We start from the raw sequence: 18598 nt of genomic DNA, 5'->3' as shown, positions 1-18598 counted from the left end.
CCCTATAAGTATCTTTAAAGATACTTTATATCTTCAAAGTGCGTAATTTACATTATTTATTATAGAGATATAATAAAGAAAGTGAAATGATGCTATATAAAAGTAAGTATATATAAAAAATATTTTTATTTGAAGAGAACTTTACAAGCAGAGGAGAATGTTAAAATGAGCAAAGATCTATTGAAAGCATTGAAGGAAAGACGCAGTATTTATGGAATTAGCAAGGACCATGTCGTGTCGGATGCACGCATTGAAGAGTTGGTTGCTGAAGCGGTACAACATACACCTTCCGCATTTAATTCTCAAAGCGCACGTGTTGTTGTATTGCTTGGAGAGCAGCATGATAAGCTGTGGAATTTGACTGAGGACGCGCTTCGCAAAGTCGTTCCCGCTGAGAACTTTACGCCGACAAAAGAAAAAATGGACGCTTTCCGCAGCGGCTATGGTACAGTGCTCTTCTTCGAGGATGAGGCTGTAGTAAAAGGGCTGCAAGAGCAGTTCGCGCTGTACAGTGACAACTTCCCAATCTGGTCGCAGCAATCTAGCGGTATGCTTCAATTGGTTGTATGGACACTATTGGATGCAGAAGGCTTCGGTGCAACGCTGCAGCATTACAACCCGCTTATAGATGCTGGAATTGCAGAGGAATGGAACATTCCATCCACATGGAAGCTAACAGGACAAATGCCATTCGGTAAGCCAACAGTTACGGCGGGTGAAAAAGCATTCCAGCCGCTAGATAGCCGTCTTAAAGTGTTCAAATAAGGCGCATATTGTAATAGAACGAATATATGCAAGACACTCACTCCTACATCGGGGGCGAGTGTCTTTGTTTTTTAGAAATAGATTAAATTTGTGATATATATCCTAGTCGGTACCTCCTGTTTTCTTATACAATCGGTGTATTTATCGGTATGAAGATTATAAAAAAAGGGGTAGTACTGTGACGTTTCAAAGCTTTTTACAAGTAGTAGAACTAAGAACAAAAGCCGCGAGCATGATTCCATTTGCATTAGGAAGCTTATATGCCTTGTATCGATTCGAACAGTTTCACATGGATCACTTTTTGCTGATGCTTGCTTCACTGCTGGCATTTGATATGGCGACGACAGCTATTAACAACTATGGTGACTATAAAAAGGCCGTGAAACGGAACGGCTACGGCTATGAAGAGCATAATGCAATCGTCCGACACCAGTTGAGCGAGCGGAGTGTCCTGTTTCTCATCTTTGTATTGTTATCGATAGCAATAGTGGCGGGTTTCCTATTGTTCCTGCAGACGAATTTGTTAGTGTTGCTGCTCGGCGGACTGTCCTTCCTCGTTGGTTTTTGGTATTCACTAGGCCCGATTCCCATTTCTCGAATGCCCTTGGGCGAGCTGTTTTCAGGACTGTTTATGGGCTTCGTTATCATCTTTATCTCGGCTTATGTACATGTAGAACCTACACAACTGGCGGGTATTGTTTGGGAGAACGGGCACGTTTATCTGGACGTTAATGTGAAAGAGATTTTGTTCGTGTTTCTAATCTCAATTCCAACTATTTTGACGATCGGCAACATTATGTTAGCTAACAACATTTGCGATAAAGATGAGGATATCGAGAATAAACGATACACATTGCCCGTCTATATTGGCAAAGATTCTGCGCTTGTTTTGTTCCGTAATGCTTATTATTTCTCCTATCTTGATCTGATTGTGCTGCTCGTACTTGGCATCCATCCGCTGATTGTCTTGCCTGTCCTGTTGACGATTATTCCACTTCGCAGACGGATTGCTGTATTTACGCAAGATTGTTCGAAAGAGCGGACATTTGGCTTAGTGGTAAAAAACTTTATTCAATTAAACACAGCTCGTATTTTTGTATTCGCAGTGGCCATTTTATTGTAATAGTTCGTAGAAAACACGGCGTACCGGAATCCATAGCACACCGGGTTGATTTGCTCATGGGTACGATTACGGCTCCATGGCTATTCCTTGTTCCAAGTCCATTTTAACTAGGCTGACAATCAAAAAAGCGGTCCCAAATGGTCTTGCTTGATGACATGGGGGCTGCTTTTTGTATGAATACATAGTCAGTAAGATTTCGACAATGCCTGCTATATATGTTAGGCTGTTGCGGGATTTGCAAAAACATGGTACTCTGAAAATTAGCAAAAAAAGGATGCATTAGGTATGGTATAACGTTTATCGTTTGCCTACTTTCTTATAGAATCGTGGCATAGGCATAATTGATTACTCATTGTGCGCAATTTGCTAAAGGGAGGTAGAGTGATCCAGTATGGCCGTACTGTCATTAGCTGACTTGATTCAACAATATAGGCTAAAGTCTAACCTAACCCTTTCGGAGCTTGCCAGAAGAGCAAATATTAATAAAGGGACCATATCAAAGATCGAAAATAGGGAAGTGAAAAGGCCGGATTTCAAGACCGTAGCCTTGATTGCATCTCTACTGGACATCCCATTCGATGAATATGTGGAATGCTATATGGAAGTAGAGCGGCGGGCTACCGTGTTATGGAGCCTGTTGGAAGAGTCTATAGCAAGCTCACAATCTAACTTTATCATTCGTAAAATTGCAACCAAGTTTCTCGAAACGGAACAAGAAGACAGTTATGATTTGGTCGAGCAATTATTTACAACTACCGCTTCTTTACAGGACACCTCGTTAAAGCTTCTCTTGTACAAACTCATCATAAAATACTCACGAAGTCATGGCATTATGGTTTACATCGCTAAAGGACTATACCAACAATATTGTATTGAAAGAAATGATTTCAGCAACCTGCAGGAAACCTACCAATCTGGTCAGTATATTTTGAACTATATTGAACTTTTATCGAAGCGAGAGCGGACAGAAGTGTATTATAAACTGGCTGTGCATGCCTATACACTGCGCTTATATCAAGAAAGTGTGGATTTTTGCAAACTCCTTATCCAAGAGGATGATAGAGAGAACAGATTTTACATGCATGCTATCGGTATTCTTAGATTTTCTTATTTTTATTTGAACGACTATGAATTGTCGAAGCAGTATCAAGAGCAGTATCAAGCCTATGAGCATTCACAGGTGGAGGATAACGATAAATTACTGGAGGCTATGCTTCATGCCAAGCGAGGAGACGTGGAGCTGGCCATTACTCAATTCGATCAGTGCTTGCTTGCATGCAGGGATGAATTTAAGATTCACGTTGTAAATGAGTATATTTCCTTGTATATGAGCATTGATGAAGTAGCAGCGGCAGGGCAGCTTCTGTCTATGGAGGAAGCGATACATTCTATTACGTATACGACTCCGCTTGAATTCTATGAACTGGCTTATTTTTATAGACTCAAAGGAGACTATTTCGTAAAAACAAATCAGCTGGAGGACGCAGCCAACAGTTATATGCAAAGTGCTATGACCTATGCACAAATTAATGATGTTCAAAGTGAGCGGCAGTGCATGCATTCGTTGTTCAAACTGTTAAGGCGTGATGATCAGTTTAAAGATGTTTCTACCATTATAGATATAGAACAATTTTATGAGCGAATGTGCTCTATATAAACGAGTGGAGGATTATGCTGTGAGAAAAAGAGGACTCAAACTCATACTGTTAGCTTGTGTTGTATGTTCTACATTTTCGGCATTTTCAGTCAGCGTGGAGGCTGCTGATTCATCAGGTGGCGGATTTCCATGGGAAGGTCACAAAATCAATACAAATTAAGCTGCAGCGTACATTTGCATACGTTAGGTAAAAGAGGATAGATTGCAACCGGTGTTGGAGACGTGGAGTATCATGGTCAAAATCCGATTATAGCGGTAGTGCTGCTTCGTGAAGGTGAGGCAGCATGACTGCTTTTATTTTTGCATCAATTTCTCTTGTGGGTAATGTCCAGGAAGATAAGAAATGTTAATTCGTAGGATGGCGGTTATAAAAAGGTGATCTAGGGCGATTTGTGACAGTATTCGTACAAGTTTATTTTAAAAAGTGAATGTTTTCACAAAAGTCAATGCCTTGTATTGTAGCGAAAATGTGACGCGTGAGCAATGTTTGCATTTTGATCAAACTATCCGTCTGTTTTTGTGATAATTATCACATTGATGCCTTTGTTTTTCTGACACAATGTGAAATGAGTCACATCAACGCTATGAGGTAATTAGCAAGTTAATTGTTCAACTATGTACTTTAGTGGGGTAAGCAGAAAGAAAGTTTAAATTGAAATGGATATTTCAATAGAAAGGTGGAGTCAATAGCCATGGATTTGGTTATGTTATCGCGAATCCAGTTTGCATCGACAACGATTTTTCATTACTTCTTCGTTCCGGTGTCAATTGGTCTAGCACTACTCGTTGCGATTATGGAGACGATGTATGTCGTCAAGGGAGACGAGAAGTACAAGCGGATGACGAAGTTCTGGGGCAAGCTGTTCCTGATTAACTTTGCTGTCGGCGTTGTTACCGGTATTATTCAAGAATTCCAGTTCGGTATGAACTGGTCGGATTATTCACGATTTGTCGGTGATGTGTTCGGTCCTGCGTTAGCGGTAGAAGCACTGCTTGCGTTCTTCTTGGAATCTACTTTTATTGGTCTTTGGATATTTGGTTGGGATCGTTTATCGAAGAAGCTGCATTTGGCCTGTATTTGGATTGTTTCGATCGGTACAATGATGTCTGGCTTCTGGATATTGGTAGCGAATTCGTTCATGCAACAACCGGTAGGGTTTGAGGTCGTTAATGGGCGAGCGGAAATGAATGATTTTGGAGCATTGCTCTCCAATGGTCAACTGTGGGTAGAGTACCCGCATACGATTCTCGCAGCGTTTGGAACGGGTGCTTTCTTAGTAGCTGGTATAAGTGCTTATAAAATATTGAAGCAGCAGGACGGGGAGTTTTTCAAAAAATCTTTCCATATAGCTATTATTGTAGCTCTTATTTCCTCGATTTTGGTCGCGGTATATGGGCATCAGCAAGCACAGTATTTGATGCATACACAGCCAATGAAAATGGCTGCGAGTGAAGCATTATGGGATCGAAGTGAAGATCCTGCGCCATGGACGTTGTTTGCTAGCATTGATCCAGAGAAGAAAGAGAATGGAATGGAAATTAAAATTCCTTACTTGCTCAGTTACTTAACGTATAGCAAATTCTCTGGTGATGTAAAAGGAATGAACGAGCTGCAAGCTGAGTACGAGCAGAAATATGGCCCAGGAGATTATATTCCGCCTGTACGGACGACTTTCTGGAGCTTCCGTATCATGGTATTGGCAGGCTGTATCATGATCGTGCTTGCCATGTACGGATTGTACTTGTCCGCTCGTAATAAGCTATCGCATAAAAACAAATGGTTCAATCGTTTTATGGTGGCTGCAATTTCGATGCCGTTCATTGGGAACACAGCAGGTTGGATTATGACTGAGATCGGTCGACAGCCGTGGACGGTATTTGGTTATATGAAAACGGAAGACAGTATTTCTCCTAATGTTACAGCGAATGAAGTGTTGTTCTCGCTAATCGCGTTTACCGCTATCTATAGCGTGCTCGCGTATATCCTTGTTCGTCTGTTCTTGAAAGTCATCAAAAAAGGTCCAGCCATTATTGATAAGGTCGAAGATAAAACAAGTGACCCGTTCGATAGGGAGGTGCACCATGGAGTATAGTGAACTGTGGTTTGTTCTAGTCGGGGTGTTGTTTGTCGGGTTCTTCTTCTTGGAAGGATTTGATTTCGGAGTAGGGATGGCGACGAAGTTCCTAGCTCGTACAGATACGGAACGCCGTATCCTTATTAACTCAATCGGTCCGTTCTGGGATGCCAATGAGGTATGGTTATTGACAGCTGGGGGAGCGATGTTCGCAGCGTTCCCACACTGGTATGCGACGATGTTCAGTGGATTTTATATCCCGTTTGTTTTCTTACTATTGGCCTTGATCGGTCGTGGTGTAGCCTTTGAGTTCAGAGGTAAAGGCGACACGGAGCGTTGGAAGAAGAACTGGGATATCGTTATCCTACTAGGGAGCCTCTTACCGCCGTTCTTATTTGGCGTCGTATTTTCGAGCTTCCTGCAAGGACTGCCTATCGATCAGAACATGGAGATGAACGCAACCATCTTCCAAGTTGTGAACGTGTATACCGTAATAGGCGGCATTATCGTTACGCTTCTATGTTACGTACACGGCTTAATGTTCACGACACTTCGTACAGTGGGAAGCTTGCAAGAGCGAGCGCGTGCGCAGGGGAAAATGCTGCTGCTCCCACTCGCGGCTCTGCTAGTTGTGTTTGGGATTATGACGTATACGATGACAACTGCTTTTGAATCGCGCGGTGCTGTTATGTTTGTAATCGCCGTGCTAGGCGTTATCGCTTATATACTAGCGGGCTATTTTATGAGCAAGAAGCGCGATGGTTGGGCATTTGGCATGACAGGTGCGGTAATCATATTGGCGGTTGCTTCTGTCTTTGTATCGATGTTCCCGAACGTCTTGATCAGCTCAATCGACAGAGCCTACAACATGACCGTGTATGCGGCGGCGTCGGGAGACTATTCGCTTCGCATTATGACCATTGTAGCGGCGACTTTACTGCCGTTCATACTGGCCTATCAAGCATGGAGTTACTTTGTCTTCCACAAACGTGTTACTGAGAAGGAGCATCTAGAATACTGATGGATAAACACACACTTGGATTTAAAGGAAGCAAAATCGTTGTAGTAGCTATTGTACTGCTGACCTTCATTCACAGTGTGTCCATCCTATATATTGCAATAGGGTTGGCAGAGACGATCTCCTCCCTATTTGCAGGCCAAGCGCTGCAGGAACAAGTCGACTCTATCGCCAAGTTCCTGCTCGCTTTCTTTATCCGGCAATTAACGGCTCTTCTTATGCAGAAGATCGCCTATCGATATGCGGAGACGGCAGGGCGTGAGCTGCGCAAGCAGCTGGTTAGCAAGCTGTTTCAGTTCGGGCCGCGTCTTGTCCAATCCGAAGGGACGGGCAACGTCGTAACGCTCGTACTGGACGGAATTGCTCAGTTCCGAACTTACGTGGAGCTTATTATCCCACGTATGATAGGGACTGCGATTACACCGATTATCGTCCTGGGCTATGTATGTTGGCTGGACCCTGTGGCCGCCATTATTTTGGCGGTAACGATGCCGATTTTGATTATATTTATGATTTTGCTTGGACTTGCGACGAAGACGCATATGGGGCGCCAGTGGAAGTCCTATCGACTGCTGTCCAATCATTTTGTGGATTCATTGCGTGGACTAGAGACCTTGAAAGTGCTCGGTCAGAGTAAAGCGCACAGCGACACGATTGAACGTGTAAGTGATTCTTATCGCTCCGCGACGATTAAGACGCTGCGCATGGCATTTCTGTCTTCCTTTGCACTCGATTTCTTTACGACGCTGTCTGTCGCAATGGTAGCGGTAAATCTCGGATTGCGCCTTATTGAAGGCGATATGGTGTTGTATCCATCGCTATTAATATTGATTCTGGCACCAGAATATTTCCTGCCGATTCGTATGGTAGGTGCTGATTATCATGCGACGTTAAAGGGCAAGGAAGCAGGCAAGGCTATTCGTGCTGTTATTGAAAAGGGCGAAGCAGAAGCAGTGAAGCCTGCGTCTTCTTCTACTTCTGTACAGGCTGCTGAGCAAGCGGAGTGGACGTGGACGAAGGATAGTTCACTAACGTTGAAAGATGTTAGCTTGAAGCATGAAGCGGAAGGTCCAGCTTCGCTTAATAATGTTGATCTGACGGTGCAAGGGATGATGAAGATCGGTATCATCGGTACGAGTGGAGCGGGTAAATCAACCCTTATCGATATACTCGGTGGGTTTCTCGCACCATCATCTGGTGATGTGACGCTGAATGGAGCGGCTATAGAAAGCTTAGCGGAAGAAGGCTGGCGACAGCAGCTGACTTATATTCCTCAACAGCCGTATCTATTCAATAGCTCTTTAGCTGATAATGTTCGTTTCTATACGCCTGATGCGTCTGAGAAAGAAGTGCAGCAAGCCATCGCTGCTGCTGGACTAGAGCAGGTTGTGGCACGTCTGCCTCAAGGCATGGACGAAGTGATTGGCAATGGCGGACGTTCCCTTAGTGGAGGGCAAGAACAGCGTGTAGCACTGGCACGTGCATTTTTGAGTCAGCGGCCTATTATGCTGCTGGATGAGCCAACGGCGCATTTGGACATTGAGACGGAGTATGAGTTGAAAGAGACGATGCTTCCTCTATTTGAGAACAAGCTGGTTCTAATGGCAACTCATCGCCTGCACTGGATGACGGAGATGGATTGGGTAATCGTGCTTGAGTATGGTCGCATAGCGGAAACGGGTACACATGAGGAGCTATTGGGGCGCAAAGGGCTCTACTACGAGATGATGCGCATGCAAATGGAAGGGGTGGACGAGGGATGAAGCGTGAAGATTGGATACGACCGTATTTCTCAACACATACGTGGCGCTTTGCCCTCATCGTCTTTCTCGGTCTATTGACGGCGCTATGTGCTTCAGCACTCATGTTTACATCAGGCTATTTAATTTCGAAGTCATCGCTTCGTCCGGAAAATATTTTAATGGTGTACGTTCCCGTCGTTCTTGTGCGTACATTCGGTATTAGTCGTTCGGTTGTGCATTATGTAGAGCGTTTGGTCGGCCATGATACGATTCTTCGTATTTTGTCTCATATGCGAGTACGTCTGTATCGACTGCTGGAGCCGCAGGCGTTGTTCATTCGCTCTCGTTTCCGCACAGGAGATATCCTCGGGATGTTGGCAGATGATATCGAGTATTTGCAAAATATTTTTATGCGGACCATTTTCCCGAGCATCGTAGCACTGGCTGCTTATGCGGTCGTTATTGCAGCGCTTGGCTGGTTCGATCCTGCGTTTGCGCTGTTGATGGCTTTCTATATCGCACTACTAATTTTCGTTCTGCCCGCGTTATCTTTGTATGTGAATAAGTCGCGCAACCGTCAATTGAAACAGAAGCGCAATCAGTTGTATCAAAAGTTAACCGATGCGGTGCTTGGTATGGGGGATTGGGTTATTAGCGGACGTCAGGCGACATTTGTTAACGACTATGAACGAGAAGAAGCAGAAGTAGCGCGTATTGAGCGCTCCTTGAGCAATTGGTCGAAGTGGCGAACTTTTGCAGCACAAGGTGTCGTTGGGGCGGTTGTAATTTCGATGATTTATTGGGCAGCGCAGATGTTTGCTGCACAAGCGATTGATGCAACGCTTATCGCCGCATTCGTGCTTGTCGTATTCCCGATGATGGAGGCGTTCCTGCCTGTATCGGATGCGATTGATAAACTGCCGCAGTATACAGATTCCTTGGATAGAATGGCGAAGGTGGATCAAGGTGGAGACGAAGGTGTAAGTAAAAATGTAAGAAAAAGTGAGGGGGCTGGGAAGAAAGGCCTTACTTTTGGGGAACAACAGGTTAGCGATAGAGCAGAGCGAGCTGTTGATGATAGAGACAGTGACAATCGTAAAAATTGTGGTAACCGCGACAACTGCAGCAACGGTAACAGCCATAACAACCATAACAACCTTAGCAATCCAGATAACTCTTCCCTCATTACGGAAGATCTTGTGACGGAGGACATTGTGAGGGCTGCCCGACAGTCAGCACACATTCGTATTGAGCAAGCGAGCTACCGTTATGATCAGGGTGGCGAAATGGCCGTGGAAGAGCTGACGCTTGATATTCCGCATGGCAAGAAGATAGCAGTTATTGGTCGCAGCGGCGCAGGCAAGTCTACGCTGCTGAAGTTGATTCAAGGTGCGCTCGCCCCTACATCGGGCGCGGTCACCGTCAATGGAACGCCAGCGCATGCTTACGCCGGCGCAGATCGTATCGCAGCCGTCGTATCGGTGCTCAATCAGAGCCCGCACTTGTTCGATACGAGCGTGGCGAACAACATTCGCCTCGGACGCAACAGCGCGTCTGAGGAAGAGATTCGCCAAGCCGCCCGCCAAGCGCGGCTGGATGGCTTAATTGAATCGCTGCCCGAAGGGTATCTCACGCCTATGCATGAGGCGGGGCAGCGATTCTCCGGCGGTGAGCGCCAGCGAGTTGCGCTAGCGCGCATCTTGCTGCAGCAGACACCGGTTGTGCTTCTCGACGAGCCAACGGTAGGTCTCGACCCGCGCACGGAGCGGGAACTGCTAGCGACGATGTTCGACGCTATGGCGGATAAGTCGCTCATCTGGATTACCCATCATCTCGTAGGGGTGGAGCAGATGGATGAAGTCATCTTCATGGAGGAAGGCCGCATTATTATGCGCGGCACCCATGAAGAATTAATGAAGCAGGAGGCGCGATATCGTCGCCTGTACCAACTTGACCGACCGCTTGCCATACAGGCGATCGAAGCACCTTGATCGAATCATAAGAATGATCCTCGGTGCAAGGAAGGTATATCATGCACAGCACAGTAGCTGCCCAATTAGGGGCAGTAGCTGTGCTGTTTTTTTCAGTCATTTGCAGGGAGGAGAGGATTTGCTGAATTTCGATGATGTGGCATAGGTTTGACAGATAGAGAGGGAAGCGGTATGATACATACATATCAAATATCTTGAATTCGAGATATAAATCATTGCAATGAATATTAGTTGGGAATCGAATGGCTAGTCTCAACTCATAATAGGAGACAATGTATTTAATTGTTAAGGAGGATTTGTTATGAAGCATGTATTTATAGAAGGAACGGATCCTAATGCGCCTGTATTGCTGCTTCTGCATGGGACAGGAGGCACGGAGCAAGACTTGCTTCCACTAGGCCAGATGTTGTCGCAGAAGTCCTCGATACTCAGTGTTCGCGGTAACGTATTGGAGAACGGGATGCCTCGTTTCTTCCGCCGCTTAGCTGAAGGGGTATTTGATGAGGAAGATCTTCTATTCCGCACACAGGAATTAAAAGATTTTATTGATTCGGCAGCAGATCAGTACGGCTTTAACCGTGAACGTGTCGTAGCAGTAGGTTATTCAAATGGAGCTAACATTGCTGGGAGCTTGCTCTTCCATCATCCCAATGCACTGCACGGTGCAGTTCTTTATCATCCGATGGTACCAAGACGTGGTGTAGCTTTGCCTGACTTAAGTGGATTACCTGTATTTATTGGAGCTGGCTCCAATGACCGCATGTGCACACCTGCTGAAACAGAAGAGCTGACAGCATTGTTGCAAGATGCGGGTGCTGAGGTTCAATTGTTCTGGGACCATCTTGGACACCAGCTGACCCCAAATGAAGTGAAGGCTTCCGGAGCTTGGTTTGCGAAGCACTACACTGCTTAATTAGACTTTGTAAAGTCTAGATATCAACTTGAATGTAATTGCTTATCCCATAAGTAAGGCCGGGCAGTTGTAGGATCTGCCCGGCCTTTTAACTTAGCTAACGAAGTGATTCACATGTGATTAATATTGAATGCCGTATCTTACTCCGTTCACAGTTAAGCTGTAATTGGTTGGACCAGAGATAGGCAAGAAGAATGCCATTTGAATCAATTTTGTCTGACCAGCTTGAATGGTTTCATACTCTGGTATTGTCATCGTAACCCGATGGAAGTCCCCTTGCAGGCCGCCAACATTAGGTCCTGTATGACCTGGAGTGACCGTTATCGGGTAACCGTTCCAATTCTCTACTCTACTAGGTGCGGATGTTGGAATATCGAATTGCAGCACCGACCCGCCTGGAATCACCGCATTGGTGTTGTTTGTAAGGGCAAGTTTAGGTGCTACTGGGAAATTGTTTCCACCTAACGGGAACTGGATCAACTCTGCTTTTACATTGAGCGTACTTGCTGGTGGAGGCAATGTTCCTGAGTTAACGTTGCTGTAAGGAGCCGCCGTTTTGAACTTATTATGAATAATTTTTGTCAGTGTAGAGCCCATAAAATACTCGCCTTGGCCGTTATTGCGTTGAGGGTAGAAATCATAGTCCCCTGAAAGCTCCCAAATCATAATACCGCCAATACCTTTTTGTATGACGTAGTCTGCCTTGGCCGTAATCGATTGCGCATCTTCCGTAGAGAGGAATACATTCTTTTGCGGGTTCCACAACCATGAGGCAACTAGCGTACTATCAAAGTGTTTATTATAAGTCCCTACGATTTGCGCTTGAGGGAGCCCGAACATATTTAAATAAGAGCCGCGAATTTCATTTTCAAGGTTCATCGCATGCCACATTGGACTGTAGCCTCCAGGTGTTTCGAGGCCGTTTACTTTATCATGCCAAATATTATCGATGCCGATAGCGCCATCTCCACATTTGAATTCACCTGGCATACAGTTCATGGTCGCCGCTTTGCCCCACAGTCCATTTGTACCTCCTTGGACATTTTTGAAGCCGCGCGTATAGTAGGGCACCCCGACATTAATTCGTCCAGCTTGCATCATGCCGCGCATATAGTGATAGGCCCAGTCTGTGTTCAAATGTCCCATACCTAAGTAATCTGGTGACGTGTACATGCCCGCAGCAGCAAGCTCTCCGTCTTTACCATCATCAAATAGAGCGGCATTAGGTCCAACGAATTCATTCCATGATCCATGCAGATCGTAAGACATAATGTTTACATAATCGAGATATTTCAATCCCTGAGAAGTTTCCATACCACGAAGTAGATAGCTAGAAGCTGGGGAAGCTATGGTGAGCATATAGTACTTTCCATCTTGAGCAGAGGCTTGGTCCAGCTTTGTACGTAGCACTTTCAGCAATTCCACATAGCTCGCATTAAGGCCAGCTCGACGAGGTGTAGAAGCTGCCCAGTCTAGTGGGTTGCCTGCCTGTTCCATCGTAGTTGGGTATTCATAATCGATATCAGCCCCATCGAATCCATATTGACGAAGAAATGTAACGACAGAATTAGCAAAGGTATTAATGCCTGCATGGTTAATCGTGCCGTCTGCATTTGTAGTCATGGTGTAGAAGCCACCCGAGCTGATACGGTTGCCTGATGCATCAGGGTACCCGCCCGTTTCAGCCCAGCCGCCAATGGATACTAATGTTTTGACACCAGGGTGCTGTTTTTTGAATTTGTTGAGAAGGTTGAAGTGGCCTTTATAGGAGTATGCTGGGTCCATTGCTGCTGCTGGTTCGCCAGGCCATTGCATGCCTATCGCTTTATTAGTAGGACTCATTGCTCCGACAGACACTTGATTGCTGCCATCGATATACGCGAAGGCGTAATTGATATGGGTAATGTTGCTCCATGGGATATCGTTCACTAAATATTTAGGTTTACCATTTGTACCTGTTCTCCAGTCTGTGAAGTAACCGATAATTCGGCGTTTGGAATCATTGGGGAGTTTTTCACGACCATTACTGTCATAGACTGTACAATACGGGATGCCTTGTACACCAGAGTCGTACAAACCTGCTGGCCGACACGCTTGGTTAGGATTTGTAGTAGGATTGTTTGCTGGAGCTGCGGTTTGAGAAATATCCATAGTTGCAGGAATAGAAGGAGGCTGATTCGTAGTTGCATTTGGTACTGTTGCTTCTGCTGAAGCCGGGGGCAGAGATGTCGAGAACAAACTGATGGCGAGTAAAAAGCTTGCGCTCAGAAGGAAAAACTTCTTAACTCTATTCTGTTTTCTATCCGTCGACAAAGTAATCAACTCCTTAAAAATAGTATTTTGTTCCCTGTTACTACAATATATAAAGCGCTTACAATTATAATGTTGAACCTATCTTAATAGAAATAGAACGTAATGATCAAGAGTGAGGAAGCAACTATTTATGATAGTGTTATCGATATAGCTGTTCGTGTACTTGATGGCAGATATCTTACAATTCACTAGAGTAATTTGCTGTAAGAGATGAAACCTATTGCTCGTTCTATACATAGACGGCTATAATCGAGTTGGATTCATCTCATGGCAATAAATGGTTTATTGCGTTGTTGATCGTCAGGAGGGCGTTAAGGTGCTAGTTACTATACAAAAACACGTATTCGAAACAATGGATGATGAACGTTTATTAATTGTATGCAACGAGACGATTGCTCATCAGGTAGATAAAAAAATGGTGCGAATATCAACCGATATTTTTTATACATTAACGGAGGGACAGCGGTCCTTGTTCTTGTTCCAGACCTTTGCTAGACATCTGGGCCCGCAAGGCGTGTACGGATGGTTTTGCCATCTAGAATATATATTTGCTCACGGACCATTCTGGAATGTTGTTGATGTTTATATGCGTCGAGTAGCAGGCGAGCAAGTCAGTACATTTTTTATACAATTAAAGGATTTGCGAGACAGAATGACAGAGATAGCACAGCGGAACGGTAGAAAAATTTGTGACTATTTTGGTGAGCATATGTCAGAATACCCGGATTTACAACATGAAATGAAAGAGCTTGATCAGATCGTGATCACCCTGTTTCCAGAACTTCGTTCTGCCATTGCACGAGACATTCGTAAGCATCCTGAGCAATTTGTGGTATGGCACCTCTAATGTAGAGGCATTCTCGGATATTTCCATGATATACTAAGTATGAGACAACTTAGTTACTTGAGGAGGAAGAGAAATGGGCATTTTTGATGGAATTATGGGTAATGCTTCTGAGGTAAGTCTTGAGGAAGCGAATCGAGAATATGCAAGTATTTTGTCCCGTTCAGAGTCGATCGAAAAGGCATACAAGCTGCTTCGTGATATGTTCTTGTTCACGAATAAGCGCCTCATTTTAGTAGATAAGCAGGGCATCACTGGTAAAAAGGTTGAATACCGTTCGATTCCGTATAAGAGTATTGTTCATTTCAGCATCGAAACAGCAGGCAGCTTCGATATGGATGCTGAGCTGAAGATTTGGGTGTCTGGAAGCCCTACGCCGTTGCAGAAACAATTCAATAAGAACCTTAACATTTATGAAGTGCAGTCTGTTCTTGCGGAATACGTGTTGAAATAAACGTGCGCTTTTACATTGTTCTACCCTTTATTTAGGTTAATTCCTATGTCAGTGACCCGGAATACGTAATATCATACATATTAAAATGCAGCCCGTATCTATGGAGTTATCCATAATACGGGCTTTTTGTCCTTCTGTGGGAAACAAATAGATCAAAATGATTGGAATTAGTGGACATTTCCGTTATGATATAGGTCGGAGAGATACACAACTTGTAGACAGAAAGAAGTGTTATGAATGAAAAAATGGGGGATCTATGGCTTGCTCATCTTTGTCATGCTGGCGTGGGGAATGAACACGATCATGATGAAGGTATTAGTAGCGAACTTTATGCCGTTGACTATGACGGCTTTTCGTATATTATTAGCAGCCGTCACGGTGTTTATCATTTTATTCGCGCTTGGCAAAGTACGCAGGCTAACGAAAAAGGAATGGAAGTATGTTGCGGCTGCTTCTTTGTTCAACGTTGTTGCGCATCATTACTTCTTGTCACTTGGATTTACGGGGACTTCTGCTTCCAGTGCAGGACTAGTACTTGGAACAGGTCCGCTTTTGACTGCAATAATGGCTATGATTTTCTTAGGAGCTCGAGCAACCTGGTTTAAGACGATTGGTATCATCCTTGGATTTACCGGCGTTGCTTTTATTATGTTAAAGAGCTCGGGTGATATGAGCGGTTTTTCGCTAGGAGACGTTCAGGTGTTCTTAGCGATCGTTGCCCAAGCTTTCAGTTATATTTTGATTAAAAAAGCAGCTGATACGTTAGATCCGCGTCTAATGACCGGCTATATGCTGCTTCTCGGTTCGGGTGTCCTATTCGTTATCAGCTTAATCGCAGAACCTGATGGATTGAGCAGTATGGTAGGCGCTACAGCTGATGTTTGGGTTGTTTTTGTCTTATCGGCTATCGTATCAACGGCAATCGGTCATCTTATTTATAATTATGCGGTTGGAAAAGTAGGAGCGGCTGAGTCGGCAATCTTTATGAACTTCACACCGTTCTTTGCCTTAGTTGGCTCTGTCGTATTGCTTGGAGAAACAATTACTATGGCGCAGATTGGAGGCTTCCTGCTTATTATTATGGGTGTCCTTCTCGGTTCAGGAGGTTTGGAAGATTGGCTGCGTCAACGTCGGCAGCAGCAGATCGAGGCTCAAATGGCAAAGCGTCCTGGATAATATAATAGGGGTATCCCAAAAGTTATAGAAACTGACTTTGGGGATACCCTTTTATTTTGGATACTGCGAACAGGCCTATTGGTAACTTGACATACAGCTTCTTCATTTCTTCAATCGTTATTATTGAACACTAATCGTATTGATGAATTACGCGGTCATGCACAGGTTGAACAGGGCGGCTGTTGTTCGGGAAGATAGCTTGAAATGCTTTTAATTGGCTGGGTGACATTGTAATAGGATCGTCAAGCACGGTCCACTTAATTCCCTCGTTACACGAAGGTGTCGTCAAAGAACCAGCATAGCGGAAAGAATCTTTGTCGCTAGGTAGCAGTTGATTGATATCAATCGTTTTCGCTAACTTGATGTCTGTATTCGTTTCTTTTTTAGGCAGCTTCGACCACATTTCACTTAGTGCAGTGGACGCCTTTCCTTCTTTAATAAGGATGCCGAGCACAGCCAGCTGTCCGTCTGCGCTTTTATGGACGAAGTGAACTTCGAGTGGAGATGCTTTGCCATCAATGGTATGTTCGCTAGGTGTATGGAAATGAAATTGGAGCAGGTAATAGGCTTTGCCATCAATAAGAAGTGTGTTGTCCTGGGAGGTAGCATTAGCTTGGATGGTGTGACCGTTGTTGGAAATAGTGAATAAGGACGGTTTATACTTTGTTGTAAATCCTTTGTCGTTGTCATGTTCAGTTGTTTCATCGGTATCGATGTTGATCGGTGATTGTTGTTTGCCTACTTTACATATCTGGTAAGCTTCGCTTAAATCTCCCCAATGTTCGGGCCCAGTAGAGCCTTCATATGACCAATGTGCGCCTGATCCAGCTGCGATCACAGGCTGAGAAGCCGGAGCAGGTGTGAAGGTGGTTAACGCTAATCCTAAACTGAGTAAAATCATAGAGCTTGTCCATTTACGTTTCAACATAAATTCTCTCCTTTGTATTCACATAAAATGTATGCGCTTTCTTGAATGCATGCTTTGGTATGTACCACCACCCTGCTGTGGGTATGATCAGAAGATAAACCGAATAGCTGAAATTTACAAGTAGGAAAATAGTTTATGTAAAAATAGTTACTTACTGACGTGCGTCTATTTTTCTTATTAATAAGCAAAAAAACGCTCCCCTATAGCATAAGCTGCGGTGGAGCGTTTTTATTTTCGAAGCGGGCGCTTATTATTAACCGATCATAATCTTTCCTTCTGGATAGCGGTACAATGACTGCTCGCGGCGGCTGCCAAGTGCATAAGCCAGTGTCATTGGTCCGAGACGTCCGATAAACATAGCGAAGCAAAGTACAATCTTACCGAACTCAGACATTTGCTCTGTAACGCCCATAGACAAGCCTACCGTCGCTACAGCTGAGGTTGTATCGAACAGTATAGCCAAGAATGGTTGATCTTCGGTAATGGCTAATAGCATCGCAACGGATAGTACCATAAAGATCGCTAAGAAAATAATCGTTAGTGCCTTAAGAATAAGATCTTTGGAAAGTCGATTGCGGAACAATACGACATCTTCACGGCCTCTCATCATCGCCCATACAGCTGCGATAAGAATAGCAAAGGTCGTTGTTTTAATTCCGCCCCCGGCAGAACCTGGCGATCCGCCGATGAACATGAGAATAATCATAAAGAACTGTGTAACTTGATTCATATTTGTAATATCGACCGTTGTCGTCCCTGAAGAACGCGTCGAGATCGACTGGAACATCGTTGAATAGAGCTTGCCTTCTAGCGACATATTTTTGAGCGTGTGCGGATTCCACCATTCGAACAGTAGAATAAAAATAGCTCCTACAGCGATCAATATGCCTGTAACCGAGAGTACTACTTTTGAGTGCAGCGATAGCTTGCGCAAACGCGGATAGTCATATAGCTCGGCAAGTACGATAAAGCCCAAGCTACCTGAAATAACGAGAATAAAGGCAATTACGTTGAAGAGCAAGTCATCTGCGTAATTTTGAAAACTATTGCCGAATAGGTCAAAGCCACCATTATTAAACAGCGATACGCTATGAAATACGCCATAGTATAGAGCTTGTCCAGCGGACATTTCCGGCATCCAGTGCAGAGCTAGGATGAGTGCAGCAACAGTTTGAATGACGAACACAAATATAATGGTACGTCTAATAATGCGCACAATTCCTTCCATACTGCCTGCATTCATCGTTTCCTGCAGAATTAAACGCTCACGAAGCGAAATACGCTTGCCGAGCATCAAATAGACGAGCATCGCTACGGTCATAAATCCGATCCCGCCCAGTTGGACGAGTAACATAATAATCGTTTCGCCAAAGACGGTGAACGTTGCACCCGTGTCTACTACGGTAAGTCCTGTTACACAGATCGCTGAAGTAGCCGTAAAGAATGCATCTATCCAAGTAATGCGGAGTCCTTCATGTACCGCAACTGGCAGCTTTAAAAGTATAGTCCCAAGCCCGATGAGCGCAATGAATCCGAATAAGAGTACGCGAGACGGCGTCCAAGTAGTCATTTGTTTTTTTAAGTTCTTAATCATATGTG

Annotated in this window: 14 protein-coding genes; 11 read left to right on the top strand and 3 right to left on the bottom strand. The window is 44.5% G+C overall.

Features of this window, described 5'->3' with window-relative positions:
• The first annotated feature begins 165 nt into the window (after nucleotides 1-165).
• The 8 genes from FPZ44_RS17940 to FPZ44_RS17900 all read left to right on the top strand — a co-directional run bounded on the left by FPZ44_RS17940 (nucleotide 166) and on the right by FPZ44_RS17900 (nucleotide 11284).
• Complete coding sequence (locus tag FPZ44_RS17940) at nucleotides 166-765, top strand: nitroreductase family protein (RefSeq protein WP_144992336.1); 600 nt, start codon at nucleotides 166-168, stop codon at nucleotides 763-765.
• A 178-nt stretch (nucleotides 766-943) separates the two neighbouring features.
• Complete coding sequence (locus FPZ44_RS17935; RefSeq protein WP_144992333.1) at nucleotides 944-1888, top strand: 1,4-dihydroxy-2-naphthoate polyprenyltransferase; 945 nt, start codon at nucleotides 944-946, stop codon at nucleotides 1886-1888.
• A gap of 391 nt (nucleotides 1889-2279) precedes the next feature.
• On the top strand, nucleotides 2280-3545 hold the full coding sequence (locus tag FPZ44_RS17930) for a helix-turn-helix domain-containing protein (RefSeq protein ID WP_144992331.1): 1266 nt from the start codon (nucleotides 2280-2282) through the stop codon (nucleotides 3543-3545).
• Between the two features lie 692 nt (nucleotides 3546-4237).
• On the top strand, nucleotides 4238-5638 hold the full coding sequence (locus FPZ44_RS17920; RefSeq protein ID WP_144992327.1) for a cytochrome ubiquinol oxidase subunit I: 1401 nt from the start codon (nucleotides 4238-4240) through the stop codon (nucleotides 5636-5638).
• Nucleotides 5628-6641 (top strand): cytochrome d ubiquinol oxidase subunit II, encoded by a 1014-nt coding sequence (gene cydB / locus FPZ44_RS17915; protein ID WP_144992325.1) that lies wholly within the window; start codon nucleotides 5628-5630, stop codon nucleotides 6639-6641. Before FPZ44_RS17920 ends, cydB begins: the two co-directional genes overlap by 11 nt.
• Nucleotides 6641-8401: a thiol reductant ABC exporter subunit CydD gene (cydD, locus tag FPZ44_RS17910; RefSeq protein WP_144992323.1), complete on the top strand. Its 1761-nt coding sequence runs from the start codon at nucleotides 6641-6643 to the stop codon at nucleotides 8399-8401. Before cydB ends, cydD begins: the two co-directional genes overlap by 1 nt.
• On the top strand, nucleotides 8398-10371 hold the full coding sequence (locus FPZ44_RS17905; RefSeq protein ID WP_144992321.1) for an amino acid ABC transporter ATP-binding/permease protein: 1974 nt from the start codon (nucleotides 8398-8400) through the stop codon (nucleotides 10369-10371). Before cydD ends, FPZ44_RS17905 begins: the two co-directional genes overlap by 4 nt.
• Nucleotides 10372-10672: 301 nt before the next feature.
• On the top strand, nucleotides 10673-11284 hold the full coding sequence (locus FPZ44_RS17900; protein ID WP_144992319.1) for an alpha/beta hydrolase: 612 nt from the start codon (nucleotides 10673-10675) through the stop codon (nucleotides 11282-11284).
• A 120-nt stretch (nucleotides 11285-11404) separates the two neighbouring features.
• On the opposite strand, the gene FPZ44_RS17895 is transcribed toward FPZ44_RS17900, so the two are convergent.
• Nucleotides 11405-13597: a glycosyl hydrolase family 18 protein gene (locus FPZ44_RS17895; protein WP_261378413.1), complete on the bottom strand. Its 2193-nt coding sequence runs from the start codon at nucleotides 13595-13597 to the stop codon at nucleotides 11405-11407.
• Between the two features lie 316 nt (nucleotides 13598-13913).
• Here FPZ44_RS17895 and FPZ44_RS17890 point away from each other — a divergent pair, with 316 nt between their 5' ends.
• From FPZ44_RS17890 to FPZ44_RS17880, 3 genes are all read left to right on the top strand, one after another.
• On the top strand, nucleotides 13914-14444 hold the full coding sequence (locus FPZ44_RS17890) for a hypothetical protein (protein WP_144992317.1): 531 nt from the start codon (nucleotides 13914-13916) through the stop codon (nucleotides 14442-14444).
• 73 nt (nucleotides 14445-14517) lie between these two features.
• Complete coding sequence (locus FPZ44_RS17885) at nucleotides 14518-14895, top strand: PH domain-containing protein (RefSeq protein ID WP_144992315.1); 378 nt, start codon at nucleotides 14518-14520, stop codon at nucleotides 14893-14895.
• A 237-nt stretch (nucleotides 14896-15132) separates the two neighbouring features.
• Nucleotides 15133-16071, top strand: a complete 939-nt coding sequence (locus tag FPZ44_RS17880; RefSeq protein ID WP_144992313.1) for a DMT family transporter — start codon at nucleotides 15133-15135, stop codon at nucleotides 16069-16071.
• 130 nt (nucleotides 16072-16201) lie between these two features.
• Here FPZ44_RS17880 and FPZ44_RS17875 read toward each other — a convergent pair whose 3' ends face one another.
• A complete protein-coding gene (locus FPZ44_RS17875) occupies nucleotides 16202-16999 on the bottom strand; it encodes a carbonic anhydrase (RefSeq protein ID WP_144992311.1) in 798 nt (265 codons plus the stop codon).
• A 253-nt stretch (nucleotides 17000-17252) separates the two neighbouring features.
• A complete protein-coding gene (locus FPZ44_RS17870; RefSeq protein WP_144992746.1) occupies nucleotides 17253-18590 on the bottom strand; it encodes a TrkH family potassium uptake protein in 1338 nt (445 codons plus the stop codon).
• Nucleotides 18591-18598: the final 8 nt, after the last annotated feature.

This window comes from Paenibacillus agilis (assembly GCF_007786455.1).
Taxonomy (GTDB): domain Bacteria; phylum Bacillota; class Bacilli; order Paenibacillales; family Paenibacillaceae; genus Paenibacillus_B; species Paenibacillus_B agilis.
The sequence above is the reverse complement of the archived record's forward strand: the minus strand, read 5'-3'. Positions and strand labels throughout refer to the sequence as shown.